This is a genomic window from Ottowia sp. (assembly GCF_047601385.1).
Taxonomy (GTDB): Bacteria; Pseudomonadota; Gammaproteobacteria; order Burkholderiales; family Burkholderiaceae_C; genus Ottowia.
Window position 1 is genome coordinate 1,819,370 of sequence record NZ_JASGJP010000001.1, and the last position, 22,870, is coordinate 1,842,239.

Here is a 22,870-nt window from a genome sequence, read left to right on the forward strand (position 1 = left end):
CCCATGTTCTATCGCATGCGCGATGTACTGCGGATGACGTCATTGAGCCGGTCCAGCCTGTATCGACGCATCGCTGCGGGCAGCTTCCCTGCGCCCGTGTCCTTGGGGGGCGCCGCGAAAGGCTGGCGGCGCATCGATCTGGAGCAGTGGGAGCAGGATCCGGGGAACTTCAAGCTGATGGCGGCCTGCACAACCATCACCACCGGGCAGGGAGCGAAAGTCCGCCAAGTGCGCTACTGAGCGCTCTTCACTGAGGGTGGTCAGAGCCACTTCAATGTGCTGCCGCCCTGCATTGGCAGCTGATTCTCAGATATTTTCCATATAGCTGAAAATAAGCTATTATTGATTTAGCTGTTTTACTGCTAAATCCATGGATAACGCGCTTCCCCCGCAGCCTCTGCTTTCCGCCGATCAGTTGGGACAGATCCTGCGCGCCGCCCGCAAGCACGCCAAACTGACCCAGGCGGCGGTCGCTGCGCGGCTGAACCTCAGCCAGAACCGGGTTTCCTATCTGGAGCTTCATCCGGAGGAACTGAGCTTCAAGCAGCTTCTGACTTGGTGTGGGGTGCTGGGGCTTGAACTAAAGCTGGGCACGCGCGGTGCGGTTGTCGTGCCAGCAGCCGCGTCGGCACCCTGGTGACATGGGACGCCGGTCACACAGCCGCACCCTGGGCCTGTGGGCCAATGGCGAGCACGTGGGGCGCTGGACGCTGCCCGCGCGCGGGCCCATGGAACTGCACTACGACGCGGACTGGGTTCAGTCCCCCCTGGGCCGCCCGCTGTCGCTGTCCCTGCCCTTCAACCTGCACAATGCGCCCCTCAAAGGCGCCGCGGTCGCGCACTACTTCGACAACCTGCTGCCCGACAGCGATGCGATCCGTCGACGGATCGCCGCCCGCTTCAGGACGGGCTCCATCGATGCCTTCGACTTGCTACGTGCGATTGGCCGCGATTGCGTGGGAGCGATCCAGGTCTTGGGCGACGAGGAAGTTCCCGCAGGGCCGGGCCGGATTGAAGCGGTTCCGCTGGACGAGGTGGCCATCGAACGGCACCTGCAGAACGTCGTGGGGCCCGACCGCTTCGGTGCGGCCGAGGAGCCTGACGACGATTTCCGTATCTCGCTGGCGGGCGCCCAGGAGAAGGATGCCTACCTGTGGTGGAACGGTGCCTGGCACAAGCCGCGTGGCGCCACCCCTACCACGCATATCTTCAAGCTGCCGATGGGGTTGGTCGGCGGGCGGCGGGCGGATTTCTCCACGTCGGTCGACAACGAGTGGCTGTGCCTGCGGCTGCTGCGCGCCTATGGATTACCCACCGCGCAGGCGCAGATCATGGCCTTTGGTACGCAGCGCGTGCTGGTGGTGGAGCGCTTCGATCGCCGATGGACGGACGACGGGCGGCTGCTGCGGCTGCCGCAGGAGGATTTCTGCCAGGCCACCGGCACCTCGCCGCTGGTCAAGTACGAAAGCGAGGGCGGACCGGGCCTGCGCACCCTCTTCACCCTGCTTCAGCAGTCGGTGACGGCGCAGGAGGATATGCGCACGCTGATGGCGGCGCAAATCCTGTTCTGGTTGCTGCGCGCGCCCGACGGCCATGCGAAGAACTTCAGCCTCCGCCTGCTGGCGGGCGGGGGCTTTCAACTGACGCCGATGTACGACGTGATGTCGGCCTATCCGGTGATCGGCAGCGGTCCGAACGAGTGGTCTCCGCGCGAGGCGAGGCTGGCCATGGCCCTGCTGGGGCGCAACCGGCACTACCAAGTGGACACCATCGTGCGGCGCCACTTCAACAGCACGGCCCGGCAGGTCGGACTCGGGGCGGATGCGGAGGATCTCATCAAGGTGATCGTGACCGCGACGCCGAATGTGATCGCAGGCGTGCAGCGTGAGTTGCCGAGCGGGTTTTCGCAGAAAGTGCTGGACAGCGTGCTTGGCGGGCTGGAGCGCGCTGCCGCGCGACTCGGGCGTATGCCGCCGGATTGATTTTTGGCGGCTCTTTGGCGGCTTCAGACTGAAAGCGGTCTTTCGGCTGCCATCGCTGGATGACTGCTTCTGGTGCGAGCGGCCGTTCAACTCGGCGACGACGATCCTGCTGCCTGAGGAATACTGATCCGGCTGTTGCTGCGGGCCGCTGGGCCCGCAGCAACAGGGACGTTCGGCGTCCCCCTACTCGTCGCGCTGGCTCACCACATGAAGCCGCGTCGGCTTCGCCGGCTTCGCAGACCCCTTCGCGCCGCCGGCGAGGCCGGTCAGCGCCAGGCCGAACACGAGCTGATCAAGGTCTTCGACATGGACGCACAGATCGCTCGCGATGTCGCCCTTCGAAATGCTCTCGCTCCGCAGGGCGGCAAAGACCTTCTGAAGAATCTGCGACGCTTCGCGATGCCCTTCAGCGGGTTCGCGCTTCCGGTAACCGCGCTTGGCGATCTCGATACATAGCGATTGATAGTGCCAGTCGCTCAGCGCGCCCACCGCGTGCAGCCTGTAATTCAGCGCCGCTACGGAGACGCTCCAGTACTTCTTGAGCTGAATCAGATGCTCGACGCTCGCCATGTACGGCGCGTGCGCCAGCACGCTTGCGCGCGGCATCAGGAACGCCGATGCGAACGCATCGGCCTGCTTCTCGGCCTCGCGGCCTTGCGGCGAGCCATGGCGGTGAAGCACGAGATGCCCCAACTCGTGCGCCGCATCAAAGCGGCTGTGCTCTGCCGACTTCTTGGTGTTCAGGAACACGAAGGGCGTGTTCGTGCGCCACATGGAAAACGCATCGACCTCCATCGCATCGACCGAAAGCGAGTAGACGCGCACGCCCTTGGCTTCGAGCAGATGGACCATGTTCTTGATCGGCAACTCGCCGAGGCCCCATTGCTGGCGCAGCGTGCGCGCCGCCGCTTCCGGGTTGTCTTCGCGGCCTAGGTCCGGTAGGTCCGATGGCGGCAGCTCGAACCGTTCCTCGATCCAGCCATTGAGCATGAGCGCGATCGCACCAGCGCCGAGCGCGGTGTCGCGCTGGCCTGCCGTCATCTTGGAGAGCGCACGGAAGCTCGCGACATCGGGTGTCGGCTCGTCGAGATCGTCGCCGAAGAAGAACGCGACCGGAAACGCCAGCTCTTCGCACAGTCTGCCAAGGCGCTCGTCATCCGGCCCGAACTCGCCCTTCTCGTAGGCGGAGATCGACCGCGGCTCAACGCCTACGGCCTTGGCGAGCTTCGTCATAGTCAGCCCGCGACGCTTGCGGGCGAGGGTCAGCCTGGTCGGGTTAAACAGCGCATGCGCCGTCATGGCCGTCGCTTCACAGCAACGTCGATGTCGGGCTGTTGCGGCGGCGTCGGTGGAGCCACTTCGAGAACGTCCGGATCGGTCGGGATGACCCCAAGGATGATCCGCTCCTGCCAGCCGTCCACGCGCCCGTCCGGGCCCATGGATGTCGGCAACGAGAGTTCGCAGCGCACTTCGCCTTGGGAGCGATGCACCAGCAGAATCCAGGTGGTGCGTTGCTGGTCCTGACCCAAGGGCCGCGAGGCTTGCGGCAACTCGACGGGCGGGAAGATCAGGTCGAGGGTCAACTGGTTCGATGTAACGGCCTCAGCGGTGCTCGGCCCCTTCGACGACTTGGTGGTGGGTTGCTCCTCGGCGCGGCCCGTTGCTGCATCGCCGGTCGCAACGGCGATGGCGACCGTGCCGGCGCTGTTGATGACCAGTGAGTAGTTGTTCTCGTCCGAGCGCTCCCAGCCTTCGGGCAGCAGGTATTCCCGCAGGCCTCGGACCATCATGGCCCAGGCGCTGAAGCCGGGGAACAGCGGCGGATCGTTTGGCGTGCAGGAAATGAAGGCAACGTAGCCGCGCCGGACGGTCTCGCCAAGCCGCTCCGCCTTGAGGCCGAGCTCGCCCAGGCGGTCTTCGACGGCTTGCGGCTGTACGTGGGTCAGGGTCATAGGGAAATCCTCTTTTCGGGGCGCAGCCCAACTTCCGGTTTTTATACCTTATCCAAGGAGGAAAAACAAGAAGTTGGCGAAGATTCATCCCCAGGCACCTCCGCCCTGACTGGCGGCGGTCAGGGGCCGACAGCGCCAGCCCGCGCCCTCGCGGGCGGCCTCACCGTCAGTCACAAATACGGTGTCGCGTACCCGAGGAATTCATCATGTTCCGACCTAGCGGTCTTCCAGTACCTGGCCCCTTCGGGCTGCTCTCTTTCCTCGCAGACCGTCAGGAACAGGCGATGCTTGGCACGCGAGACTCCAACGAAGAAGGCGGAGCGCTCGGCGTCTTGGTCACCCCAGAACGTCTGCGTCTCAACACCCAGCACCACGACCGTATCGAACTCCAGACCCTTGCTCTTGTGGATCGACATGATGCGCACGGCTCTGTCGCCCGAGAAAGAGGCAAGGGCTGTCGCTGGATCAGAGCCTTCGGACAACAGCGTGTGCGCGCGGTCAATCGTCGCGTCGATCTGCTGTTGCAGATAGTCTCCCTGGGTGTACTCCGATGCGAGCCCGACCACGGCATCGCGCCCGACGATGTCGAGCAGCTCGCTCACCACCTCTCGTAGATCGTCGAGGTCCGCCAGATCGGCCTCTTCCGATCCGAGCCTTTGTTTGACGGTCGCGATGAAGCGGTTCCACCGTGATCGCGCGCGGTACTCGTTCTCCAGATCGAGCCCACGCCCGAACACCACAAGGTCGAGGAGGCGTCGAAAGGGACCGGGCTGTCGCTGTCCAGTCGCAACGAGAAGGAAGTCCACGATCAGGTTTGCGACCGGTTCGGACGCCAGATTCTGCGTTGCGTCCTCATCCCGAAAGGGCACGCCTCGAGCATCAAGCGCGGCTCGCAGCTTCTGGCAGTAGAGGTTCTGCTGCTTGCTGACTAGCACCGCGATCTCTGAAGGATTCGCACCGTCGTCATCGATCCACGTGCGCACAGAGTCTGCGAGCGTCTCTGCTTCGTGATCATCGTTGTCGAACCGCAGAACCTCGATCTCCCCTTCATCCCCCGGAAGGGCAGTGTCGTCGAGTGCAGCCGGTGCGTCCATGACGCGCACCATGGCGTTCTGCATGCGGCGCAACCTCGGCTCCGACCGGAAGTTCTGATAGAGGTTGAGCGGATGTGCGTCGAAGTCTTCCGCGTAGGCCTCAAAGATTCCCTCAAGCGCCCCGGCCCATCCCATGATCCGTTGCTTCGTGTCGCCAACCGCCGTTAGCCGAACACCCGTACCCTGAAAACAAGCCTTGATGAGGTCGTATTGCGCATCCGTGCAGTCCTGAAACTCATCAAGGAACACATGGCTGTAGGTCTGACGGATCGCGTTGCGTGCGATCTGACTGGACTCCACGATCTGGACCGCGAGCGGCACCATGTCATCGAAGGTTATGGATCGCCTCTGAACACGGTGCTTCCCGATGCTGTAGTCCGAATCAAGAGCATCCTGTCCGGTCAGTACCGGCCTGAAGCGGTCGATGATGCGTTTCGCGAACGCATGGAACGTGTGGCTGTCAAAGCGCGCCGCAAGGTCTGGCCCGCAGCGCTTGCGGACCCGGGCCTTGAGGTTCTGGCTGGCATCGACCTTGAACGAAATCGCCAGGATGCGCTTGGGATATCGGCACGCCCCGGTGCGCAGCAGGAAGTCGGCACGCTGCGCCAGCATCTCTGTCTTGCCTGCGCCCGGACCGGCGGTCAGCGCCAGGTTGCGGTCGATCTCCTTGGCCGCGGCCAGCGCGTTCGGCTCAAGAGAGAGACCGTCTGCCGGTGCCCATTGTTCGGCCCTTATCATTCGGGCAGGTCCGCGAGCTTTTCCTCAACCGCATCGAACATGCGGTCGAGCACATCGGGCATGTCCTCGATGAGCTTCTCGTCATCCAGGTTCGCCATCGCGCGGATATGCGAGGTGGGCTTGCTGTCAAGCTTGAACCTCTGGTGGTAGGCATCGAAGTAGCTCTGCTGCTCTTCAGAGTACTGATCCTCAAGCACGTCATGACTCTTGCCAAGCACGGCCTTGATCGTGTCGTCGTCGGGCTCCTCCAGATCGTCGTCCTTCACGCGATAAGCAGCCGGGTAGTGCGTCATCATCATGAAGTCGAGATCGAGCGGCGTGGAAAAGTAGACCCCGAGCGCCTCAAGACGGGCAATCCAGCCCAGATCGCCAAGCATGATCCCGTCGTCGGAGTTCCACTTCGGGATGTCGTCGATCTCTTCCTCCGTCAAGTCGTTGCCGTCGATGTCGGAATAGCTCAGAAGCTGATTGGCGGCGTACTTGATGCGGCCCCATCCGCCCTGATAGCGCGCGACATCAAGGTCAAGCAGGGTGACGTGCGGGATGCCAAGGCCGTTCAGGAGCCGCCAGAGGTGATTAACGTGCCGCCCGCCGAGGGGTGCTACTGAGATGGATGCGTCATCGGCGAGGATGCCTCGGGCCTCCAGCAATCGCGGAAGCACGATCTGCTCGCTGTCACCTTCACCCAGGATGACCAGCCGAGAGAAGTAAAGCTCCGGGAAGGCCTGGACGCCTTCGCGGACAAACTTCTGTGCGGACGCGTCCGTCGGAAGCTCGATGCTCTTGACGACGGTGCTCCGCTCTTCATTCAGGCGAAGGTAGCGGACCGACTCTGGCGGCACCCGGCGCAAGAGCGAGGGCGCGTGCGTCGCCACCAGCGCCTGGCTGTCTTTTCCCTCGGCGAACGTCGTCAGCGTCCGGACGACCCGTCCGAGATAGTGGGGCGACAAGCTGTTCTCGGGCTCCTCGATGGCGATGAGCGTGAAGACGGCAGGCCGCAGCTTATCGATGTCAAACGCTTCGGCCAACTCGCCGCTCAGGACTTTGCTACCGACGTCGTGCATGGCGAGCACCAGAGAAACGTAGAGCAGGGACTGCTGCCCGTCACTGAGCCGGGTGAAGTCCACGATGCTCTCGCCATGGCCGGGCGTGAATCCGATGCTCAGATGCCGCAGAAGGTTCTCGATCTCGTTCCGCCCGAATGAGACTGACGGGTTTGTGTAGTGGCTTCCCTTGTGTAGGCCGCCCCACTGGCCGGTGAGTGCGGCGGCGATCCCTCCGATGGCAGCGTTGTCTCGGAGTTCATCGCCAATCTGTTCCGTCAGCGTGCTGATCTCCTCGCGCTCTGCGCTCCAGTCCGCTGATCGCAGCGCTCGCCCGAGCAGCGCGTTGGCAGAGTAGGAGATGTGGTCGGCAGGGTCGCGTCGTGCTGGCAGGTAGTGGACCTGGATAGAGCTACGATCCTGCTTTGATACGCGGCTCTCTTCGGTTGGATTTCCGTCGTCGTCTTCGCTGATGACGAACGTGAAGCTCTCTTCGATATCGTCGTCCTGATCGATGGTCGCTTTCAGCCGGAAGCGAACCTGCGCCGGGCCTTCTGCCGCTACCAGTTGCATGTGCGCGAAGTTGCCAGGCACAGCCGGAAGTGCCGCCTCGTCGGCACCATCCTGTTCCAGTTCGGGAAACTCGAAGTCCGCTTCGATCCAGAGGGTCCGCTGTTCAGGGGCGTCCTCCGGCGCTTCGCTCGCCGGGACGTGAAAGTCTGATCGCTTGATCCGCCGCTGCGCGGGATCGAGGCCGAACATGCGGGCGAGGGCCTGAAGTACGGCGGTCTTGCCTGCGCCGTTTGGCCCGAGCAAGAACGTCATGTCGGTCAGCTCGACCACGGTGGGTTCCGGACCGAAGGAGCGGAAGTTGGATAGTCGAAGTCGAACGAGTTTCATGTAATCTCCCTGAAGCGATCCCCATAGATAGCCGTTTCCGGACGATCTTTGAAGGCTGAACTTGTACTACTGCGGCACGTGGAACACGAGCACAGTCAGGATCAGCTCGCGGTTCTTGTCGCCGTTGGCATGGAAGCTGTACCGGAAGCCGCTTTCATGCGGCCAGTCGATGGCGCGTTTGAAGTTGGCGTGCGCCTTGGCGGTGGCGTCGATGCCTGAGAGCACCGTTGAGGTCTCGGTTCCCCGGTTGAACACGAGGATCGCGGTCTTGCCGTCGCGCCAGGTCGCGTAGCCGAGGAACTGGTCGATGGCCTCGCCGAAGGCCTTCGGACCCTTCCAGAACTTGCACTCGGCGATGAAGACGTTGCGGTCGCCCTCGCGCAGCAGGATGTCAGTCTTGCCTGCCATGTTGAAGGTCTCAGCCATCGCCTTGCCCTCGAACTGACCGTTGAGCTGCACGAGGAAGTGCTGGCGCAGCGCCTCTTCGTTCATCGCTTTGAAGGCATCTGGGCTGCGTTCCATCACGAGCGCCATGTCCTGCACCACTTTCAGGATGTGCTCATATAGCTCCATCGCGAGCGCCGGTTCGGGCTTGAACTGCGCCGTCGTCGCCGGTGGCAGGGTTGGGACGGCCTTGCGCTTCACGGTCGGGAGCGCATAGGTCTTCGGCGCGTCGGCGCGCCGTCGGATCGGAATGCCGAGGGCATCTGCGCGCTGCGACTGCGCCAGCAGGCGCTCGCGCCGCTGGCGGATCGCCTGTTCCGCTGCGGCGGGCAGGCCCTGGTTGTGGGCGTCGATCATCGGGCGCTGCCAGCCAAGATGCTGCTCGATGTCGCGCAAGGTCTGATCGACGAGCGCGCGGATGTCGCGCGGCTGATCGGCAGGTGTGTCGTAGCGCAGGACGATCTTGTTCTTCTCGATGACAGCGCGGGGCGGGTTCATCGAGTACGTGTTGGCCTTCGCGTAGAAAAGTTCGCTTTCGCCCTCAAACGGAATGCGGACCTCGACGCGCTCACCCGCCACCATGGCCGGGCGGCTGCGGTCGTCGATCCAGCGCATCGTGTCATGCCGGACATCGACGGGTGTGTCCTCGTGGTCGGCGTACCACTGATCGCGCAGCAGCGTGATCGGCGTGATGTCATGCTTTTCGACCAGGTAACGCTTCAGGTCCTCAGGCGGTGTGTTGAGCAGGCGGTTCTCGTCGAGCCCTTCGACCTCCTGCTGCATCTTCTGCATGGTGAGCCGGATCGAGTGATCGAGATCGTGGGTGACGAACAGCAAGCCTTTGCTCTTGTCGATGCTGCCAAACATGGTGTGCCTTCCTTCGTTGTTGTTGTCAGCCATTCCTACGCCGCGACCTCAGCGCCCGCGAAGGTCGCTGCGTCGGGTGTGTGCCCCTGCCGCTGGCCGATCAGCGCCGCGTAGCCCTTCAGGTAGTACTTGTTGGGTTCGTTGACGCCGCGCGTCTGCGAGTGCTCGCGGTCCACGCCTTCGAGCAGGCCCGCGCCAATCAGCAGGCTGATCGCCCGGCGGATGTCGCGCTCGGGAATGCGCGTGCGCTCGAAGATGGTCTCGTAGGACGCCATTGAGTAGGCAATGTAGTTACCCCGGATCGACGCGAAGTACAGATAGAGCTTCAGCGCATGCAGTTCGTGCTTCGAGCGCATCGTGAAGTTCTTGAACGGCACGATCACGTTGCCGTTCGTGATGGCCTGGCACGGCAGCTTGAAGAAGCGGTGCTCGGCAGGCCAGGTGATCTTGTAGCGGCGCTTCTGGTGCGAGCCTTGCGGCGCGATCAGGCCGAGGGCCTGAAGCCGCTGCAAGCCCGCCGAGATCAGCGCGCGTGAAAGCCCGGTCGCTTCGCCGAGATCGACATATGTGCCCTCGGCGACCGCATGGAACTGGTTCTGCTCGTCGGTCGAGGTCGAGACCATGAAGTTCAGCGCGATGAAGATCATCAGCGCCGCCGTCTCGGCAGCAGGCTGCACGCCGCCCGCGCGGCTCCAAGTCATCTGCGGCAGTGCTGCCAGCACCGGCACGGTCGGCAGGCGATGCCACCTTGAGGGTTTGATCATTTGCGGCCTCCTTTCTTGTGCGTGACGTGCAGCGCGTAGCCGACCACCACCAGCGCCACGACCGGCACGAGTGCGCCCAGCAACTGAACCAGCGACGGCGTATTCGCCGAAATCCAGTCCAGACAAACCAACAGCAGTTCTTTTTCCATTTCTTCTGATCCTTCCTTCGGCGTCTTCCAAGCCGATAGAACCAGAATTTAATGCTCTAGGCAGCTCGTATCTAGATATAGGTGCAGTTCTGAATCAGGCATCTTGGCGAGAATTCTGTTGTGTGACAACAGTTTGCAAGATCTTCGCATGGTTCGCGGAAGATCGCGCTTGGTTCACGAAGAGGCCGTTCTAGCGGGTTCGTGAACTGACCGTGGCCGCACAGGGCGGCTGGCAGGGTGCCTGATCGGCACGATAGCAGCCGGGTCGGGGGCGCGTCGGACCCACGACTTCGCATCGGCCCGACCGTTCAGGGTTGCCGGATAGCGGTCGCGGCGCTTCCTCGATGCCGCCTTAGCAGAGGGCGGTGCGCACTGGCCTACCTAGGGCCTTGGCCAATCGAAGGGCGCTCTTCGCCGCTTTGCGGCGACTGCTGCGTCTGACTCGTTGAAGCCTTCTCAGCGGCCCGATGACGGCAAAGCGCCACGAAGCAGTCGCTAAGCGCGCCATGCCGAACGTCAGCAGACGCTGCAAAGTCGCCTTAGTTCGGTGAACACGTTGGCGAACTGGCCTCGACCTCACTGCCATTCTCGACCCATCTCTTCATTCAGCGCTCCGCATCATTTCTCTGGGAACCACCGCAACGCCTTGAGCCGCCTCTCAAGCCACTGCCAATTCGGCGGACAACTCGGGATGCTTCACGATGAGCCGCAGCAGTTTCAGCGCAGCCCCCGGCGGCGTAAACCGGCCCTGCTCCCAGTCGCGCAGCGTCGCCACCGGCGTGCCGATGCGCTCGGCGAAATCGGCCTGCGTCAGCCCGGACTTCTGACGCGCTTGGCGTACGAGAATCTGCTCGGGGGTAGTCACGCGCCCTACTCCCTCCTTGGCCTCCTTCAACGCTTGGCGCAGATCAGGCAGCGCCTCGCCCGCATCGGCCTCGATGGCCTTTGCCACGGCCTCGATGTCGAACTTCCTGCTGCCCATATCACACCGCCTTTCTGATTTCGGAGGGAGCCATGCTTCCACGCTCCGCCTTGGCGTACACCGCCACCAACAGCACGATCTCTTCCTCGGTCAGATTGAAGTAGATCACCCGCGCGCCGCTCGATTTGCCGGCCCCTGCACGCGCCCAACGCACCTTGCGCGCCCTCTAGGCGCCCGGGATCACATCACCAGCCAGGGGGTTGGCCGCGATCCAGTCGATGAAGGCCCACCGCTCCTCTTCCGACCAGACTTTTTCGGCCTGCTTCTGGAAGGCCGGCGTCTCGATGACGGTGCGCAGCGTTTCGCTCGGATTATACGGGAATCCCGTAGTCATGTGATCTTCCTCCTTGAGCCCGGACGTGAGGTTGCAGCACGAATCAACTGCAGAAGGCGGTGCGTCAACCGCGACGCGAAGATTTACCAAATGCAGCGCTAGGAAAGCATGCGCACCGGCATTGATGGGCTGTCGCCGGCGGCATGGCTTGGCGGCGGATTGAGCAAGGGTGTGAAGCGCTTGGCCGGCGGGATCTTGTGATCCGCCAACTGGTCCAGGTAGTCGGCCCAGGCCTGCGCCATTGCGTGGCGCTGTTCGATGAATTGGGCACGGTCGTAGGTATCGCCCAGTTCTTCGTCGGAGACGTGGGCAAGGTGCTTCTCGATCAGTTCCCGGTCCCAGCCGAGCTTTTCCCGGATGAGCGTGCGGGCCATAGCCCGGAAGCCGTGCCCGGTGATGTCCTGCTGGGTGTCATAGCCCAGGGCCCGCAGAGCGCTGTTCATCGTGTTGTTCGAGATGTAGCGCGTGTAGCCATCCTTTCCCGGCCTGCGGGACACGCTCTTGAACACGGGGCCCGATGGTCCGGTCACCTTGTGCATGCGATGCAGGATCTCGACGACCTGGCGCGGCAGGGGCACGACGTGGGGCGGCGTCTGATTGTCGAACTTGTGGGCTTCCCGTACCTTCATGATGTGCGGCGGGCAGACCCAGAGGCCGGCATCGAGGTCCAGTTGCTCCCACTCCATCATGCGGATCTGGCCGGGCCGCTGGAACACATAGGGCATGATCATCAGGGCGCAGGTGACGGTGAAGTGGCCCCTGTAGCCGCGGATGTCGCGCAGGAGTTGCCCAATCTTCTCGGGGTCGAGCATGGTCGCGAAGTGCTTCACCCTGGGAGCACGCAACTTGAAGTCGGCCACGCTCTTGGCCATGAAGTTCTTACCTGTGTCCAGGAGACCGAGCGTGACGGCCCTGGCGTAGACGCGCTGCAGGCTCTCACGCAGGCGGATGGCTGTCTCTCTGGTGCCGGCCAGGGAGACGGCCTCCAAGCATTGCAGGACGTCCATCTGGTTGAGGGTTCCGATCGGGTGGCGGCCCAACCTGGGGAAGGCGTGCATTTCCAGTTGGCGCAGGATCTTTTGGCTGTAGTTCTCGCTCCACTCGTGCACGTCGGTGGCGTGCGCGTGCCACTCGCGCGCCACACTCTCGAAGGTGGCCAGCGCCTGGCGCTGTGCCTCTTGGCGTACTTCAAGCTTCTTGACGCGCGGATCCTTGCCCATGGCGAGGAGACGTCGCTGCTCCGCGGCTAAATCGCGAGCCGTCGCCAGAGAGATCTCAGGGTACGGACCCAGCGTGAGCTTGATCCGCCGGCCCTCGACACTGATGTAGTTGAACAGCCAGCGCTTGCCGCCGCTAGGATGGACGCGAAGGTACAGTTTGTCCCCGTCGGACAGCATGTACTCCTTGTCCGCAGGCTGGGCCAGATCAATGGCCTTGGCAGTGAGCTTCATCGCCGTACCTCCGTGTACCCTGTGAAAACAAGGAGAACGGTAAGGGAACACGCCAGGGAACAAAAACCCTGGGATTCGGCGGAACCGAATGCGACGCTGTGGGACAGGTTTCTTGCGCAACCCCTTGATTTCCTTGAGGAAACGGGATTCGATGAAACCGGGTGGGAAAGGGGGATGGTGGCCTGGGGCGGAATCGAACCACCGACACGCGGATTTTCAATCCGCTGCTCTACCAACTGAGCTACCGGGCCGTGAAGCCGCGCATTCTAGCATGCGCGGCCTGTGGTCAGGATGCGTTGGCGCTGCTGCCGCGGCGGCCGCGGGACAGGTCCACGCCCAACTGCTTGAGCTTGCGGTACAGGTGCGTGCGCTCCAGGCCCGTCTTCTCGGCCACGCGGGTCATGGAGCCGCCTTCCTTGGCCAGGTGAAACTCGAAGTACGCTTTCTCGAAGGCATCGCGCGCGTCGCGCAGCGGCTTGTCGAGCTCGAAGGTCTGCTGGCCCTGCGGGCTCAGATCGACCACGGCGGGCAGTGACTGGCCACCCGTCATCGCGGCTTCGACGGTCAGGTCGGACGCGGCGATGGACAGGCCGCCGCCGGCATGGGGCTGCTCGGCCCCGTCGACGGCCGGCTTGCGCGCGGCGGGCACGTCGCGCGACAGCGCCTGGTCCACGGACTTGAGCAGCTTCTGCAGCGTGATGGGCTTTTCAAGGAACGACTGCGCGCCGATGCGCGTGGCCTCGACGGCGGTATCGATGGTGGCGTGCCCGCTCATCATGATCACCGGCATGGTCAGCAGGCCGGTGCCACGCCACTCCTTGAGCAGGGTCACGCCGTCGGTATCGGGCATCCAGATGTCCAGCAGCACCAGGTCGGGACGGGTGGCCTGCCGGGCAGCACGCGCCTGCGCGGCGTTCTCGGCAAGCTCGACAGTGTGACCCTCGTCGTTCAGGATCTCCGACAGGAGATCGCGAATGCCGAGTTCGTCGTCCACTACGAGGATGTTGGCCATAAGGGGTTGTTTTCTCCTGCGTTGTCCCGGGCGTTCGGCCCGGCGCCGGCGGCTGGCGCCGGCTCGAATGATAACGACACTTGCGCGCCCACCACCCGGCCGTCGGCGACGCGGTTGGACACGTCCAGGCGGGCGCCGTGCTCCTCCGCGATCTTCTTGACCACCGCCAGACCGAGCCCGGTGCCCTTGGCCTTGGTGGTGACGTAGGGCTCGAAGGCCCGCTTGAGTATGGCGTCGGAGAAGCCGTGGCCGTGGTCCAGCACGGCCAGCCTGACGCGGTGCGAGGTGGCCTGCCATTGCGTGCGCACGATCACGCCGCGGTCACCACCGGCCGGCTCGGCCGGCTGCTCCGACGCATCCAGCGCATTCTGCACCAGGTTGTGGATGACCTGCCGCAGTTGCTGCGCGTCGCCCATGACAGGCGGGCAGGCGCGGTCGCATTCCAGGCGCAGGGGCGCCGGCAGGCCGGTCGCGCCGTCGCCGCCATACAGGTGCAGCACCTCGGCCACCAGGGCGTTGAGGTCCAAAGGCTTCAGCTCGGCCGTGGGCAGCCGGGCGTAGTCGCGGAACTCGTTGACCAGCCGCTTCATGGCATCGACCTGGTCGACGATGGTCTTGACCGACTTGACCAGCATGGCCCGGTCGGCGCCCTCCAGCTTGTCGGCCAGCTTGTGCTCCAGCCGCTCGGCCGACAGTTGGATCGGCGTGAGCGGATTCTTGATCTCGTGCGCCAGCCGGCGCGCGACTTCGCCCCAGGCCTGAGCGCGCTGGGCCGACACGATTTCCGATATGTCGTCGAACACCAGCAGCCGCAGGCCGCCTGGCAGCGCCGCTCCGCGCGCCACCAGGGACACCGCTTCGGTGGCCACGCCGCCGCCGGCGTGGCCGTACAGCTCGAACGATTTCTGCCAGTGGTCCAGCCCGTGCTCGGTGCGCTCGCCCTCGAATTCGGCGAATTGCGCCTGCACTTCCTCGGCAAAGGCATCCAGGCCAGGCAGCGTGCCGAGCGGCTGGCCCGTGTGTGCCGCGAAGGGCGCGCGCAGGATGCGCGTGGAGCCAGGGTTGGACGACTGGATGATGCCGTCGCGGTCAAGCACCAGCACGCCGGCCGTGAGGTTGTCCAGGATGGTCTGCAGGCCGGAGCGCGCGGCCTCCACCTCGCGCATGCTGGAGTCGACCGCCGCGCGGGCGTCGGCCAGTTGCTGCGTCATGTCGGCGAACGAGCGCGTCAGGCCGACCAGTTCGTCGCGCCCTTGCAGCACCACCTTGGGCCGCAGGTCGCCGGCGGCCACCTGGCGCACGCCGTCGGCCAGCATGAGCAGCGGCGTGGCCAGCTGCTTGCCCAGGGCCACGGCCAGCAGGACGGCGCCGAACACCGACAGGAACAGGCTGAGCGTCAGCGTGCCGATGTACATGCGGCGCAGACCCTCGCGCCCCAGCGCACGCTCCTGGTATTCCCGGTTGGCGGCCTGCACGGCCAGGGCGTTTTCCACCAGCGCGGTCGGCAGCGGCTGCACCGCCTGCAGCAGGCGCGGCTCGCCGACCAGCCCGATGGAGCGCGCGTTGACCGCCACCAGCGCCTTGATGCGCGGCGGCTGCGCGTCCGCCGCGCCAGGGTTGCCCACATCGTCCACACCCTCGATCTGGGTCGCCACCCCCTGGGCGCGCAGGCTGCGCAGCATCGACGGGCCGGGGCGCTCGGGCGTCAGGTCGAACCGGGACTGACCGGCGCTGGCGATCAGGCGCCCCGGAGCCGACCACAGGCTCACGTCGGTCGCGCCCAGCTGGGTGCGCAGCTGCTCCAGCGGCAGCGCGGCCAGCGCGTCGGGCGTGTCGGCCAGCGCGGCGGAGGCGGTGCGCAGCTGGTTGCCGAAGTCGCGCGCCTGCGTCTCCAGAGAGGTGCGCGCCAGCGTCAGCCCGGCGGTGAGGGCGCCTTCCACCTTGACGTCGAACCACGACTCGATGGAGCGCGACACGAACTGGTAGGACACGATGTAGATCAGCAGCCCCGGCAGCACGCCCACCAGCCCGAAGATGGCCGCCAGCTTGATCAGCAGGCGGCTGCCGAACTTGCCGCGCTTCAGGCGCAGGGCGAGCCGCAGGATGCCCCACAGGATCACCAGCACCAGCACCGCCGCCACCGCGACGTTGACGGCGAACAGCCGCGCGTAGTAGCGTTCGTACAGCAGGCGGTTGTTGGTGGCCTGCGCCAACAGGAAGATCAGCAGCAGGCCGCCGAGCACCAGCCCGGCGATGCCCAGGCCCATGGCCCAGCGCCGCAGGCGCTTGCGGCCGCTCTGCTCCGCCTGCGGCTCGACCGGCAAGGGCGTCACCGCCCGCCCTCCTGGGTCAGGTCGACGCGGCGCTCGACCGACAGCACCCAGTCCGAATCGCCGAAGGCGCCGATCTGGAAGGTGCGCGGCAGCTGGCTGGCGTCCAGCCGGAAGCGAAAGCGCACGCTCTGGCGGCCGCCCTCCTCCAGCTCGGCCGCCGTGGCGATGCGCCAGCGCGTGATGCGCTGGATGGCCGCCATCACTTCGGCCAGCGAGTCGTAGTGCTGCGTCAGCGTCACGCCCAGGCCCGAGCTGACGATGGGCTCGGACGAGGTGTTCAGGCGCCAGCGCCGCGTCAGCGGCTGGTAGGCCACGCGCATGTAGCGCTGCACGGAGGCCATCTGGCGGTCGTACCAGTACCAGCGGTCGCGCACGACCTCGGCGTCGGCGACGAAGTGCACCGCGATGCCCTTGTCCAGCGCATCCTCCACCGCCGCCGGCAGCTCGAAACGCAGGCGCGCCGACAGGTACAGGCCGTCGTCGGCCCGCTCGACCCGCAATTCGGCCAGCTCGATGCTGGCGCCGGCGCGCGCCGGCCCGGCACCCAGCCCGAGCGCACAGAGCACGAACAGGACCGCCAGCAGCCCGCTAGGCCAGGCGCTTTTCCAGCAACGCGTAAAAGAATCCATCGTCACAACCGCCATTGTCGCCACGCCCGAGGCCGCCATCGTCCAGGCGGGGCCACAAATGGCCCGGGGACGGCAGCCGCGCGGCGTCGCTGTTGTGCGCAACAAACGCCTGGATGCGCTCGTCGCCCTCGGCCCGGAACACCGAGCAGGTGCAGTACAGCAGCCGGCCGCCGGGCGCCAGCAGGGGCCACAGCGCGTTCAGCAGGCGGTCCTGCCGGGCCGCCAGCTGGGCAATGTCGGTCGGGCGGCGCAGCCAGCGCACGTCGGGGTGGCGGCGCACGATGCCGGAGGCGCTGCAAGGCGCGTCGAGCAGGATAGCGTCGTAATGCTCGCCATCCCACCAGGCGGCGGTGTCGGCGGCGTCGGCCACGCGCACGTCGGCATGCTGGCCGAGGCGGGCCAGGTTCTCGGCGATGCGCGGGCTGCGCTGGGGATCGATCTCCAGTGCGGTCACGCGCGCGCCGGGCGACAGCTCCAGCAGGTGCGCCGTCTTGCCGCCGGGCGCGGCGCAGGCGTCGAGGATGCGCGGGGCGCCCACGGCCAGCCCGCGCAGCAGCAGCGGCGCGGCCAGCTGCGCGGCGGCCGACTGCACCGACACCTGCCCCGCCGCGAAGCCCGGCAGATCGCCCACAGGCATGGGCCGGCGCAGCACCAGGCCCGAATCACCCACCGGCGAAGCTTCTATATTGATAGCTGCCAGCGCTTGCTGGTATTGCGCTGGAGGGCATTTTTGCTTGTAAACCCGCAGTACCATGGGTGCGGGGTGCTGGGCGGCGGCCAGCATCTCGGCCCAGGTGTCGGGATGGTCGGCGCGCAGCCGCTCGATCCACCAGCGCGGGTGGTTCCAGCGCGCCACCGGGTCGTCCCGCACGACGCTGGGCAGCAGCGCCTCGCGTTCGCGCAGGAAGCGGCGCAGGCAGGCGTTGACCAGCGGCGCGCTGGCGCGCGTGGCCGCATCGCGCTTGGCCGCCTCGACCGCCTGGTCCACCAGGGTGAACGGCGCATAGAGGTCTGGGCCATCGGCCGCGAGCAGGCTGAGCGCGGTGCACAGCAGAGCGTCCGGCCGGGGCGCGGGCCTGCTGCGCGCCGTCAGGCGGCCGCGCAGGGCTTCGGCCAGGCCCAGCCAACGCAGGGCGTGGAACGACAGCGCCTGCACGCCCGGGCGCAGGCCGGCCGGCACCTCGGGCAGCTGCGCCGTCAGCGAGCGCCCCTGGCGCACGCCGTGCACCAGCCGCGCCGCCGCCTGCAATTGCCGCCACAGCGGCGGCGAGGGGTGCGGCGGCGAGGCGCTCATCAGCGGGGCTCGGCGAGCCGGGTCACGGTACCCGCCGGCTTGAAGCCCGCCAGGCGCGCGATGAACGAGGCGGGGAACTGCGCGATGGCCTGGTTGTAGGCCTGCGCCGCCTCGTTGAACGCGGCGCGCAGGGGCAGCGACTGGTGCAGCAGGCGCAGCCAGCGGGCCTGCAGGCGGTCGGCCGAGGGCACGGCGTCGGGCGCCACGGCGCCGGCCAACGCGCCGGCCCAGGCGGTGCGCATGGCCTCGTGCGCCAGTACCAGGCCGGCCATGGTGGGCACGTCGGCCACGTCGGCGCGGGCGTGCGCCAGCGCGGCGGCGAACTGGTCGCTGGCGGCATGCAGCAGCGCCCAGGCGGCCGTCACCTCGTCCTGCAGCTCGGCCGGCGCGGTCTGCGCGCCGCCGCGCATGGACTCGGGCAGGCAGCCCTGCACCCAGACGATCTGGCGCACCAGCTGCTCGTCCAGCGCGGCGAAGGCCCGGCGCGCGCCAGCGCGCAGCCGCACCAGCCGGTTGTAGGCCCCGATGGCCCAGAAGAACAGCAGGGCCGGCACGGCCCAGATCCACAGCGAGAGGTTCGGCATCCGGTAGAACCCAGGAAAAACGCCCTGCCCGCTGGTTGCACAACGGCAGGGCGCTATCCAGAAAGGAGCGCTCGCCTTATTCGGCGGCGGCCCCTTCGTCAGCGTTGGCGGCTTCGCCCGCGCCGTCGGCGCCGGCGGTGGCTTCCGCCAGTTCGGCGGCCTCGGCATCGGCGATGGCGCGGCGCTCGGCCTCGTCCATCTGGTCCTTGACCTTGCGCGCCTGGTGGTAGGCCAGCCCCGTGCCGGCGGGGATCAGGCGGCCGACGATGACGTTCTCCTTCAGGCCGCGCAGCTCGTCGCGCTTGCCCATGATGGCCGCCTCGGTCAGCACGCGCGTGGTCTCCTGGAAGGAGGCGGCGCTGATGAAGCTGTCGGTGGACAGCGACGCCTTGGTGATGCCCAGCAGCAGGTTGCTGTAGGTCGCGGGGATCTTGCCGTCGGCCTGCAGCGCCTCGTTGGTGTTGAGGATCTCCGAGCGCTCGACCTGCTCGCCCGCGATGTAGCCGGACTCGCCCGGGTTCTCGACCACGACGCGGCGCAGCATCTGGCGCACGATCACCTCGATGTGCTTGTCGTTGATCTTCACGCCCTGCAGGCGGTAGACGTCCTGCACCTCATCGACGATGTAGCGCGCCAGCTCCTCCATGCCCAGCAGGCGCAGGATGTCCTGCGGGTCGGCCGGGCCGTCGACGATGCTCTCGCCCTTGTTCACCACCTGGCCTTCGTGCACCAGGATGTTCTTCTCCTTGGGGATCAGCTCTTCCCACACCTTGCCGTCGGGGTCGGTGATCTGCAGGCGGATCTTGCCCTTGGTCTCCTTGCCGAACGACACGGTGCCGGTCTGCTCGGCCAGCACGCCCTTGTCCTTGGGGCTGCGGGCCTCGAACAGCTCGGCCACGCGCGGCAGGCCGCCCGTGATGTCGCGCGTCTTCTGGCCTTCGACCGGGATGCGCGCCAGCACCTCGCCGGGGCCCACGTCCTGGCCGTCGCGCACCTGGATCAGCGCGCCGACCTGGAAGCCGATGGTCACGGAGTGGTCGGTGCCGGGGATCTTGACCTCGTTGCCGCCGGCATCGATCAGCTTGACCTGCGGACGCACGATCTTGGTCGAGCCGCGGCGCTTGGGATCGATCACCACCAGGGTGGACAGGCCGGTGACCTCGTCCACCTGCTTGGCCACCGTCAGGCCCTCCTCGACGTTCTCGAACTTCACGGTACCGGCGTACTCGGTGATGATCGGGCGCGTCAGCGGGTCCCAGTTGGCGAGGATGGTGCCGGCCTTGATGGGCTGGTCGGCCTTCACCGTCAGCGTGGCGCCGTAGGGCACCTTGTGGCGCTCGCGCTCGCGGCCGTGCTCGTCGTGCACCACGATCTCGCCCGAGCGCGAGATGACGACCAGCTCGCCCTTGCTGTTGGTGACGTAGCGCATGGTGGCGTTGAAGCCGATCGCGCCGTTGCTCTTGGCCTCCACGCTGGAGGCCACCGCCGCGCGCGAGGCCGCGCCGCCGATGTGGAAGGTGCGCATCGTCAGCTGCGTGCCCGGCTCGCCGATGGACTGCGCGGCGATCACGCCCACCGCCTCGCCCATGTTCACCAGGCCGCCGCGGCCCAGGTCGCGGCCGTAGCACTTGGCGCACAGGCCGAAGCGGGTGTTGCAGGTCAGCGCGGTGCGCACGCGCACCTCGTCGATGCCCGCCGCCTCCAGCTCGTCGATGGCGTCCTCGTCCAGCATCTGGCCGGCCTGGATCACCACCTCCTGGCTCTCGGGGCTGACCAGGTCCTCGGCCGCAGTGCGGCCCAGGATGCGCTCGCGCAGCGACTCGATCACCTCGCCGCCCTCGACGATGGCGCGCATCACCGAGCCGTCGCTGGTGCCGCAGTCGTCCTCGGTCACCACCAGGTCCTGCGTCACGTCCACCAGGCGGCGCGTGAGGTAGCCGGAGTTGGCCGTCTTCAGCGCCGTGTCGGCCAGGCCCTTGCGGGCGCCGTGCGTGGAGATGAAGTACTGCAACACGTTCAACCCCTCGCGGAAGTTGGCCGTGATGGGCGTCTCGATGATGGAGCCGTCGGGCTTGGCCATCAGGCCGCGCATGCCGGCCAGCTGGCGGATCTGCGCCGCGCTACCGCGCGCGCCCGAGTCGGCCATCATGTAGATGGAGTTGAAGGACTCCTGATCGACTTCCTTGCCGTTGCGGTCGGTGGTCTTCTGCTTGGCGAGCTGCGCCATCATGACCTTGGACACCTCGTCGCCGGCCTTACCCCAGATATCGACCACCTTGTTGTAGCGCTCGCCGGCGGTGACCAGACCCGAGACGTACTGCTGCTCGATCTCCTTCACCTCCTTCTCGGCGCGCTCGATGATGCCGTGCTTCTCCCTGGGCACCAGCATGTCCTCGATGGCGATGGAGATGCCGGCGCGCGTGGCCAGGCGGAAGCCGTTCTGCAGCAGCTTGTCGGCGAAGACCACGGTCTCCTTCAGGCCGCACTTGCGGAAGCTGGCGTTGATCAGGCGCGAGATCTCCTTCTTCTTCAGCGCCTTGTTCATCAGCGCGAAGGGCAGGCCCTTGGGCAGGATCTCCGACAGCAGGGCGCGGCCCACGGTGGTGTCCACCAGCGCGGTCGAGGGCTCGAACCCGCCGGTGTCCTTGTTCCTGCTCCATTCGGTCAGGCGCACGCTGATCCTGGCGGTGAGCTCGGCCACGCCGTTGTCCAGCGCGCGCTGCACCTCGCCGATGTCGGCGAAGACCATGCCCTCGCCCTTGCCGTTGATGCGCTCGCGGGTGGTGTAGTACAGGCCCAGCACCACGTCCTGCGAGGGCACGATGGAGGGCTCGCCGCTGGCCGGGAACAGCACGTTGTTGGAGGCCAGCATCAGCGTGCGGGCTTCCATCTGCGCCTCGACCGACAGCGGCACGTGCACGGCCATCTGGTCGCCGTCGAAGTCAGCGTTGAAGGCGGCGCACACCAGCGGGTGCAGCTGGATCGCCTTGCCTTCGATCAGGATCGGCTCGAACGCCTGGATGCCCAGGCGGTGCAGCGTGGGCGCGCGGTTGAGCAGCACCGGGTGCTCGGTGATGACCTCTTCCAGGATGTCCCACACCACCGGCGTGCCGGCTTCGACCTCTTTCTTGGCGGCCTTGATGGTGGTGGCGATGCCCATCGCCTCCAGGCGGGCGAAGATGAAGGGCTTGAACAGCTCCAGCGCCATCAGCTTGGGCAGGCCGCACTGGTGCAGCTTGAGCGTCGGGCCCACGGTGATGACCGAGCGGCCCGAGTAGTCCACGCGCTTGCCCAGCAGGTTCTGGCGGAAGCGGCCACCCTTGCCCTTGATCATGTCGGCCAGCGACTTCAGGGCGCGCTTGTTGGCGCCCGTCATGGCCTTGCCGCGGCGGCCGTTGTCCAGCAGCGAATCAACGGCTTCCTGGAGCATGCGCTTCTCGTTGCGCGCGATGATCTCGGGCGCCTTCAGCTCCAGCAGGCGGCGCAGGCGCGAGTTGCGGTTGATGACGCGGCGGTACAGGTCGTTCAGGTCCGACGTGGCGAAGCGGCCGCCGTCCAGCGGCACCAGCGGGCGCAGGTCGGGCGGCAGCACGGGCAGCACCTGCAGCACCATCCACTCGGGCTTGATGCCCGACTTCTTGAAGGCTTCCAGCACCTTCAGGCGCTTGGCGTTCTTCTTGACCTTGACTTCGGAGCCCGTCAGGTCGCCGCGCAGCCGCTCGATCTCGACGTCGAGGTCGATGCTCTCCAGCAGCTCCTTGATGCCTTCGGCGCCCATGCGCGCGGTGAACTCGTCGCCGTACTCCTTGCGCTTGGCGTCGTAGTCGTCCTCGCTCATGATGCCGAACTTCTTCAGCGGGGTCATGCCGGGGTCGGTGACGACGTAGGCCTCGAAGTACAGCACGCGCTCGATGTCGCGCAGCGTCATGTCCAGCACCATGCCCAGGCGCGAGGGCAGCGACTTCAGGAACCAGATGTGCGCGCAGGGCGCGGCCAGGTCGATGTGGCCCATGCGCTCGCGGCGCACCTTGGTCTGCGTGACTTCCACGCCGCACTTCTCGCAGATCACGCCGCGGTGCTTCAGGCGCTTGTACTTGCCGCACAGGCACTCGTAGTCCTTGATGGGCCCGAAGATCTTGGCGCAGAACAGGCCGTCGCGCTCGGGCTTGAAGGTGCGGTAGTTGATGGTCTCGGGCTTCTTCACCTCGCCGAAGGACCACGAACGGATCTTCTCGGGCGAAGCCAGGCCGATGCGGATGGCGTCGAAGTGCTCATCCGGCGTGAACTGCTTGAACAGGTCGAGTAGCGATTTCATGTG

General features: G+C 66.1%; 18 protein-coding genes, 1 tRNA gene and 1 pseudogene. 3 read left to right on the plus strand and 17 right to left on the minus strand.

Annotated features, from left to right (window positions below; translation table 11 throughout):
- The first annotated feature begins 3 nt into the window (after nucleotides 1-3).
- From QM772_RS08860 to QM772_RS08870, 3 genes are all read left to right on the plus strand, one after another.
- Complete coding sequence (locus tag QM772_RS08860; RefSeq protein ID WP_415135571.1) at nucleotides 4-240, plus strand: helix-turn-helix transcriptional regulator; 237 nt, start codon at nucleotides 4-6, stop codon at nucleotides 238-240.
- Between the two features lie 130 nt (nucleotides 241-370).
- Nucleotides 371-640, plus strand: a complete 270-nt coding sequence (locus tag QM772_RS08865; protein ID WP_415135573.1) for a helix-turn-helix domain-containing protein — start codon at nucleotides 371-373, stop codon at nucleotides 638-640.
- A 1-nt stretch (nucleotide 641) separates the two neighbouring features.
- Complete coding sequence (locus QM772_RS08870) at nucleotides 642-1,982, plus strand: type II toxin-antitoxin system HipA family toxin (protein ID WP_415135575.1); 1,341 nt, start codon at nucleotides 642-644, stop codon at nucleotides 1,980-1,982.
- A 183-nt stretch (nucleotides 1,983-2,165) separates the two neighbouring features.
- Here QM772_RS08870 and QM772_RS08875 read toward each other — a convergent pair whose 3' ends face one another.
- From QM772_RS08875 to rpoC, 17 genes and pseudogenes are all read right to left on the minus strand, one after another.
- Nucleotides 2,166-3,281 (minus strand): helix-turn-helix domain-containing protein, encoded by a 1,116-nt coding sequence (locus QM772_RS08875; protein ID WP_415135577.1) that lies wholly within the window; start codon nucleotides 3,279-3,281, stop codon nucleotides 2,166-2,168.
- Nucleotides 3,278-3,934 (minus strand): hypothetical protein, encoded by a 657-nt coding sequence (locus tag QM772_RS08880; protein WP_415135579.1) that lies wholly within the window; start codon nucleotides 3,932-3,934, stop codon nucleotides 3,278-3,280. The genes QM772_RS08875 and QM772_RS08880 overlap by 4 nt, the downstream gene beginning before the upstream one ends.
- A 170-nt stretch (nucleotides 3,935-4,104) precedes the next feature.
- Nucleotides 4,105-5,766, minus strand: coding sequence for a UvrD-helicase domain-containing protein (locus tag QM772_RS08885; RefSeq protein WP_415135581.1), 1,662 nt, complete (start codon nucleotides 5,764-5,766; stop codon nucleotides 4,105-4,107).
- Nucleotides 5,763-7,709, minus strand: coding sequence for an ATP-dependent nuclease (locus QM772_RS08890; RefSeq protein WP_415135583.1), 1,947 nt, complete (start codon nucleotides 7,707-7,709; stop codon nucleotides 5,763-5,765). Before QM772_RS08890 ends, QM772_RS08885 begins: the two co-directional genes overlap by 4 nt.
- 66 nt (nucleotides 7,710-7,775) lie before the next feature.
- A complete protein-coding gene (locus QM772_RS08895; protein WP_415135585.1) occupies nucleotides 7,776-9,020 on the minus strand; it encodes a hypothetical protein in 1,245 nt (414 codons plus the stop codon).
- Between the two features lie 35 nt (nucleotides 9,021-9,055).
- On the minus strand, nucleotides 9,056-9,784 hold the full coding sequence (locus QM772_RS08900) for a hypothetical protein (protein WP_415135587.1): 729 nt from the start codon (nucleotides 9,782-9,784) through the stop codon (nucleotides 9,056-9,058).
- On the minus strand, nucleotides 9,781-9,933 hold the full coding sequence (locus tag QM772_RS08905) for a hypothetical protein (RefSeq protein WP_415135589.1): 153 nt from the start codon (nucleotides 9,931-9,933) through the stop codon (nucleotides 9,781-9,783). Before QM772_RS08905 ends, QM772_RS08900 begins: the two co-directional genes overlap by 4 nt.
- 658 nt (nucleotides 9,934-10,591) lie before the next feature.
- Complete coding sequence (locus QM772_RS08910; protein ID WP_415135591.1) at nucleotides 10,592-10,915, minus strand: helix-turn-helix domain-containing protein; 324 nt, start codon at nucleotides 10,913-10,915, stop codon at nucleotides 10,592-10,594.
- A 1-nt stretch (nucleotide 10,916) separates the two neighbouring features.
- Nucleotides 10,917-11,213: pseudogene (locus QM772_RS08915) on the minus strand (DNA-binding protein).
- Nucleotides 11,214-11,347: 134 nt separating this feature from the next.
- Nucleotides 11,348-12,700 carry a tyrosine-type recombinase/integrase gene (locus QM772_RS08920; protein ID WP_415135593.1) on the minus strand — a complete coding sequence of 451 codons (1,353 nt, stop codon included), beginning with the start codon at nucleotides 12,698-12,700 and terminating at the stop codon, nucleotides 11,348-11,350.
- Between the two features lie 175 nt (nucleotides 12,701-12,875).
- Nucleotides 12,876-12,951, minus strand: a tRNA-Phe gene (locus tag QM772_RS08925).
- Nucleotides 12,952-12,986: 35 nt separating this feature from the next.
- Nucleotides 12,987-13,712 carry a response regulator gene (locus QM772_RS08930; protein WP_415135595.1) on the minus strand — a complete coding sequence of 242 codons (726 nt, stop codon included), beginning with the start codon at nucleotides 13,710-13,712 and terminating at the stop codon, nucleotides 12,987-12,989.
- Nucleotides 13,694-16,045, minus strand: coding sequence for an ATP-binding protein (locus tag QM772_RS08935; RefSeq protein WP_415135597.1), 2,352 nt, complete (start codon nucleotides 16,043-16,045; stop codon nucleotides 13,694-13,696). The genes QM772_RS08930 and QM772_RS08935 overlap by 19 nt, the downstream gene beginning before the upstream one ends.
- Complete coding sequence (locus QM772_RS08940; protein WP_415135599.1) at nucleotides 16,042-16,611, minus strand: DUF4390 domain-containing protein; 570 nt, start codon at nucleotides 16,609-16,611, stop codon at nucleotides 16,042-16,044. Before QM772_RS08940 ends, QM772_RS08935 begins: the two co-directional genes overlap by 4 nt.
- Before the next feature lie 22 nt (nucleotides 16,612-16,633).
- Entirely contained in the window at nucleotides 16,634-17,968 is a 1,335-nt protein-coding gene (gene rsmB / locus QM772_RS08945; protein ID WP_415135601.1) for a 16S rRNA (cytosine(967)-C(5))-methyltransferase RsmB, read from the minus strand.
- Complete coding sequence (locus QM772_RS08950; protein WP_415135603.1) at nucleotides 17,968-18,552, minus strand: LemA family protein; 585 nt, start codon at nucleotides 18,550-18,552, stop codon at nucleotides 17,968-17,970. Before QM772_RS08950 ends, rsmB begins: the two co-directional genes overlap by 1 nt.
- A 76-nt stretch (nucleotides 18,553-18,628) precedes the next feature.
- Nucleotides 18,629-22,867 (minus strand): DNA-directed RNA polymerase subunit beta', encoded by a 4,239-nt coding sequence (rpoC, locus tag QM772_RS08955; protein WP_415135605.1) that lies wholly within the window; start codon nucleotides 22,865-22,867, stop codon nucleotides 18,629-18,631.
- Nucleotides 22,868-22,870 lie beyond the last annotated feature (3 nt).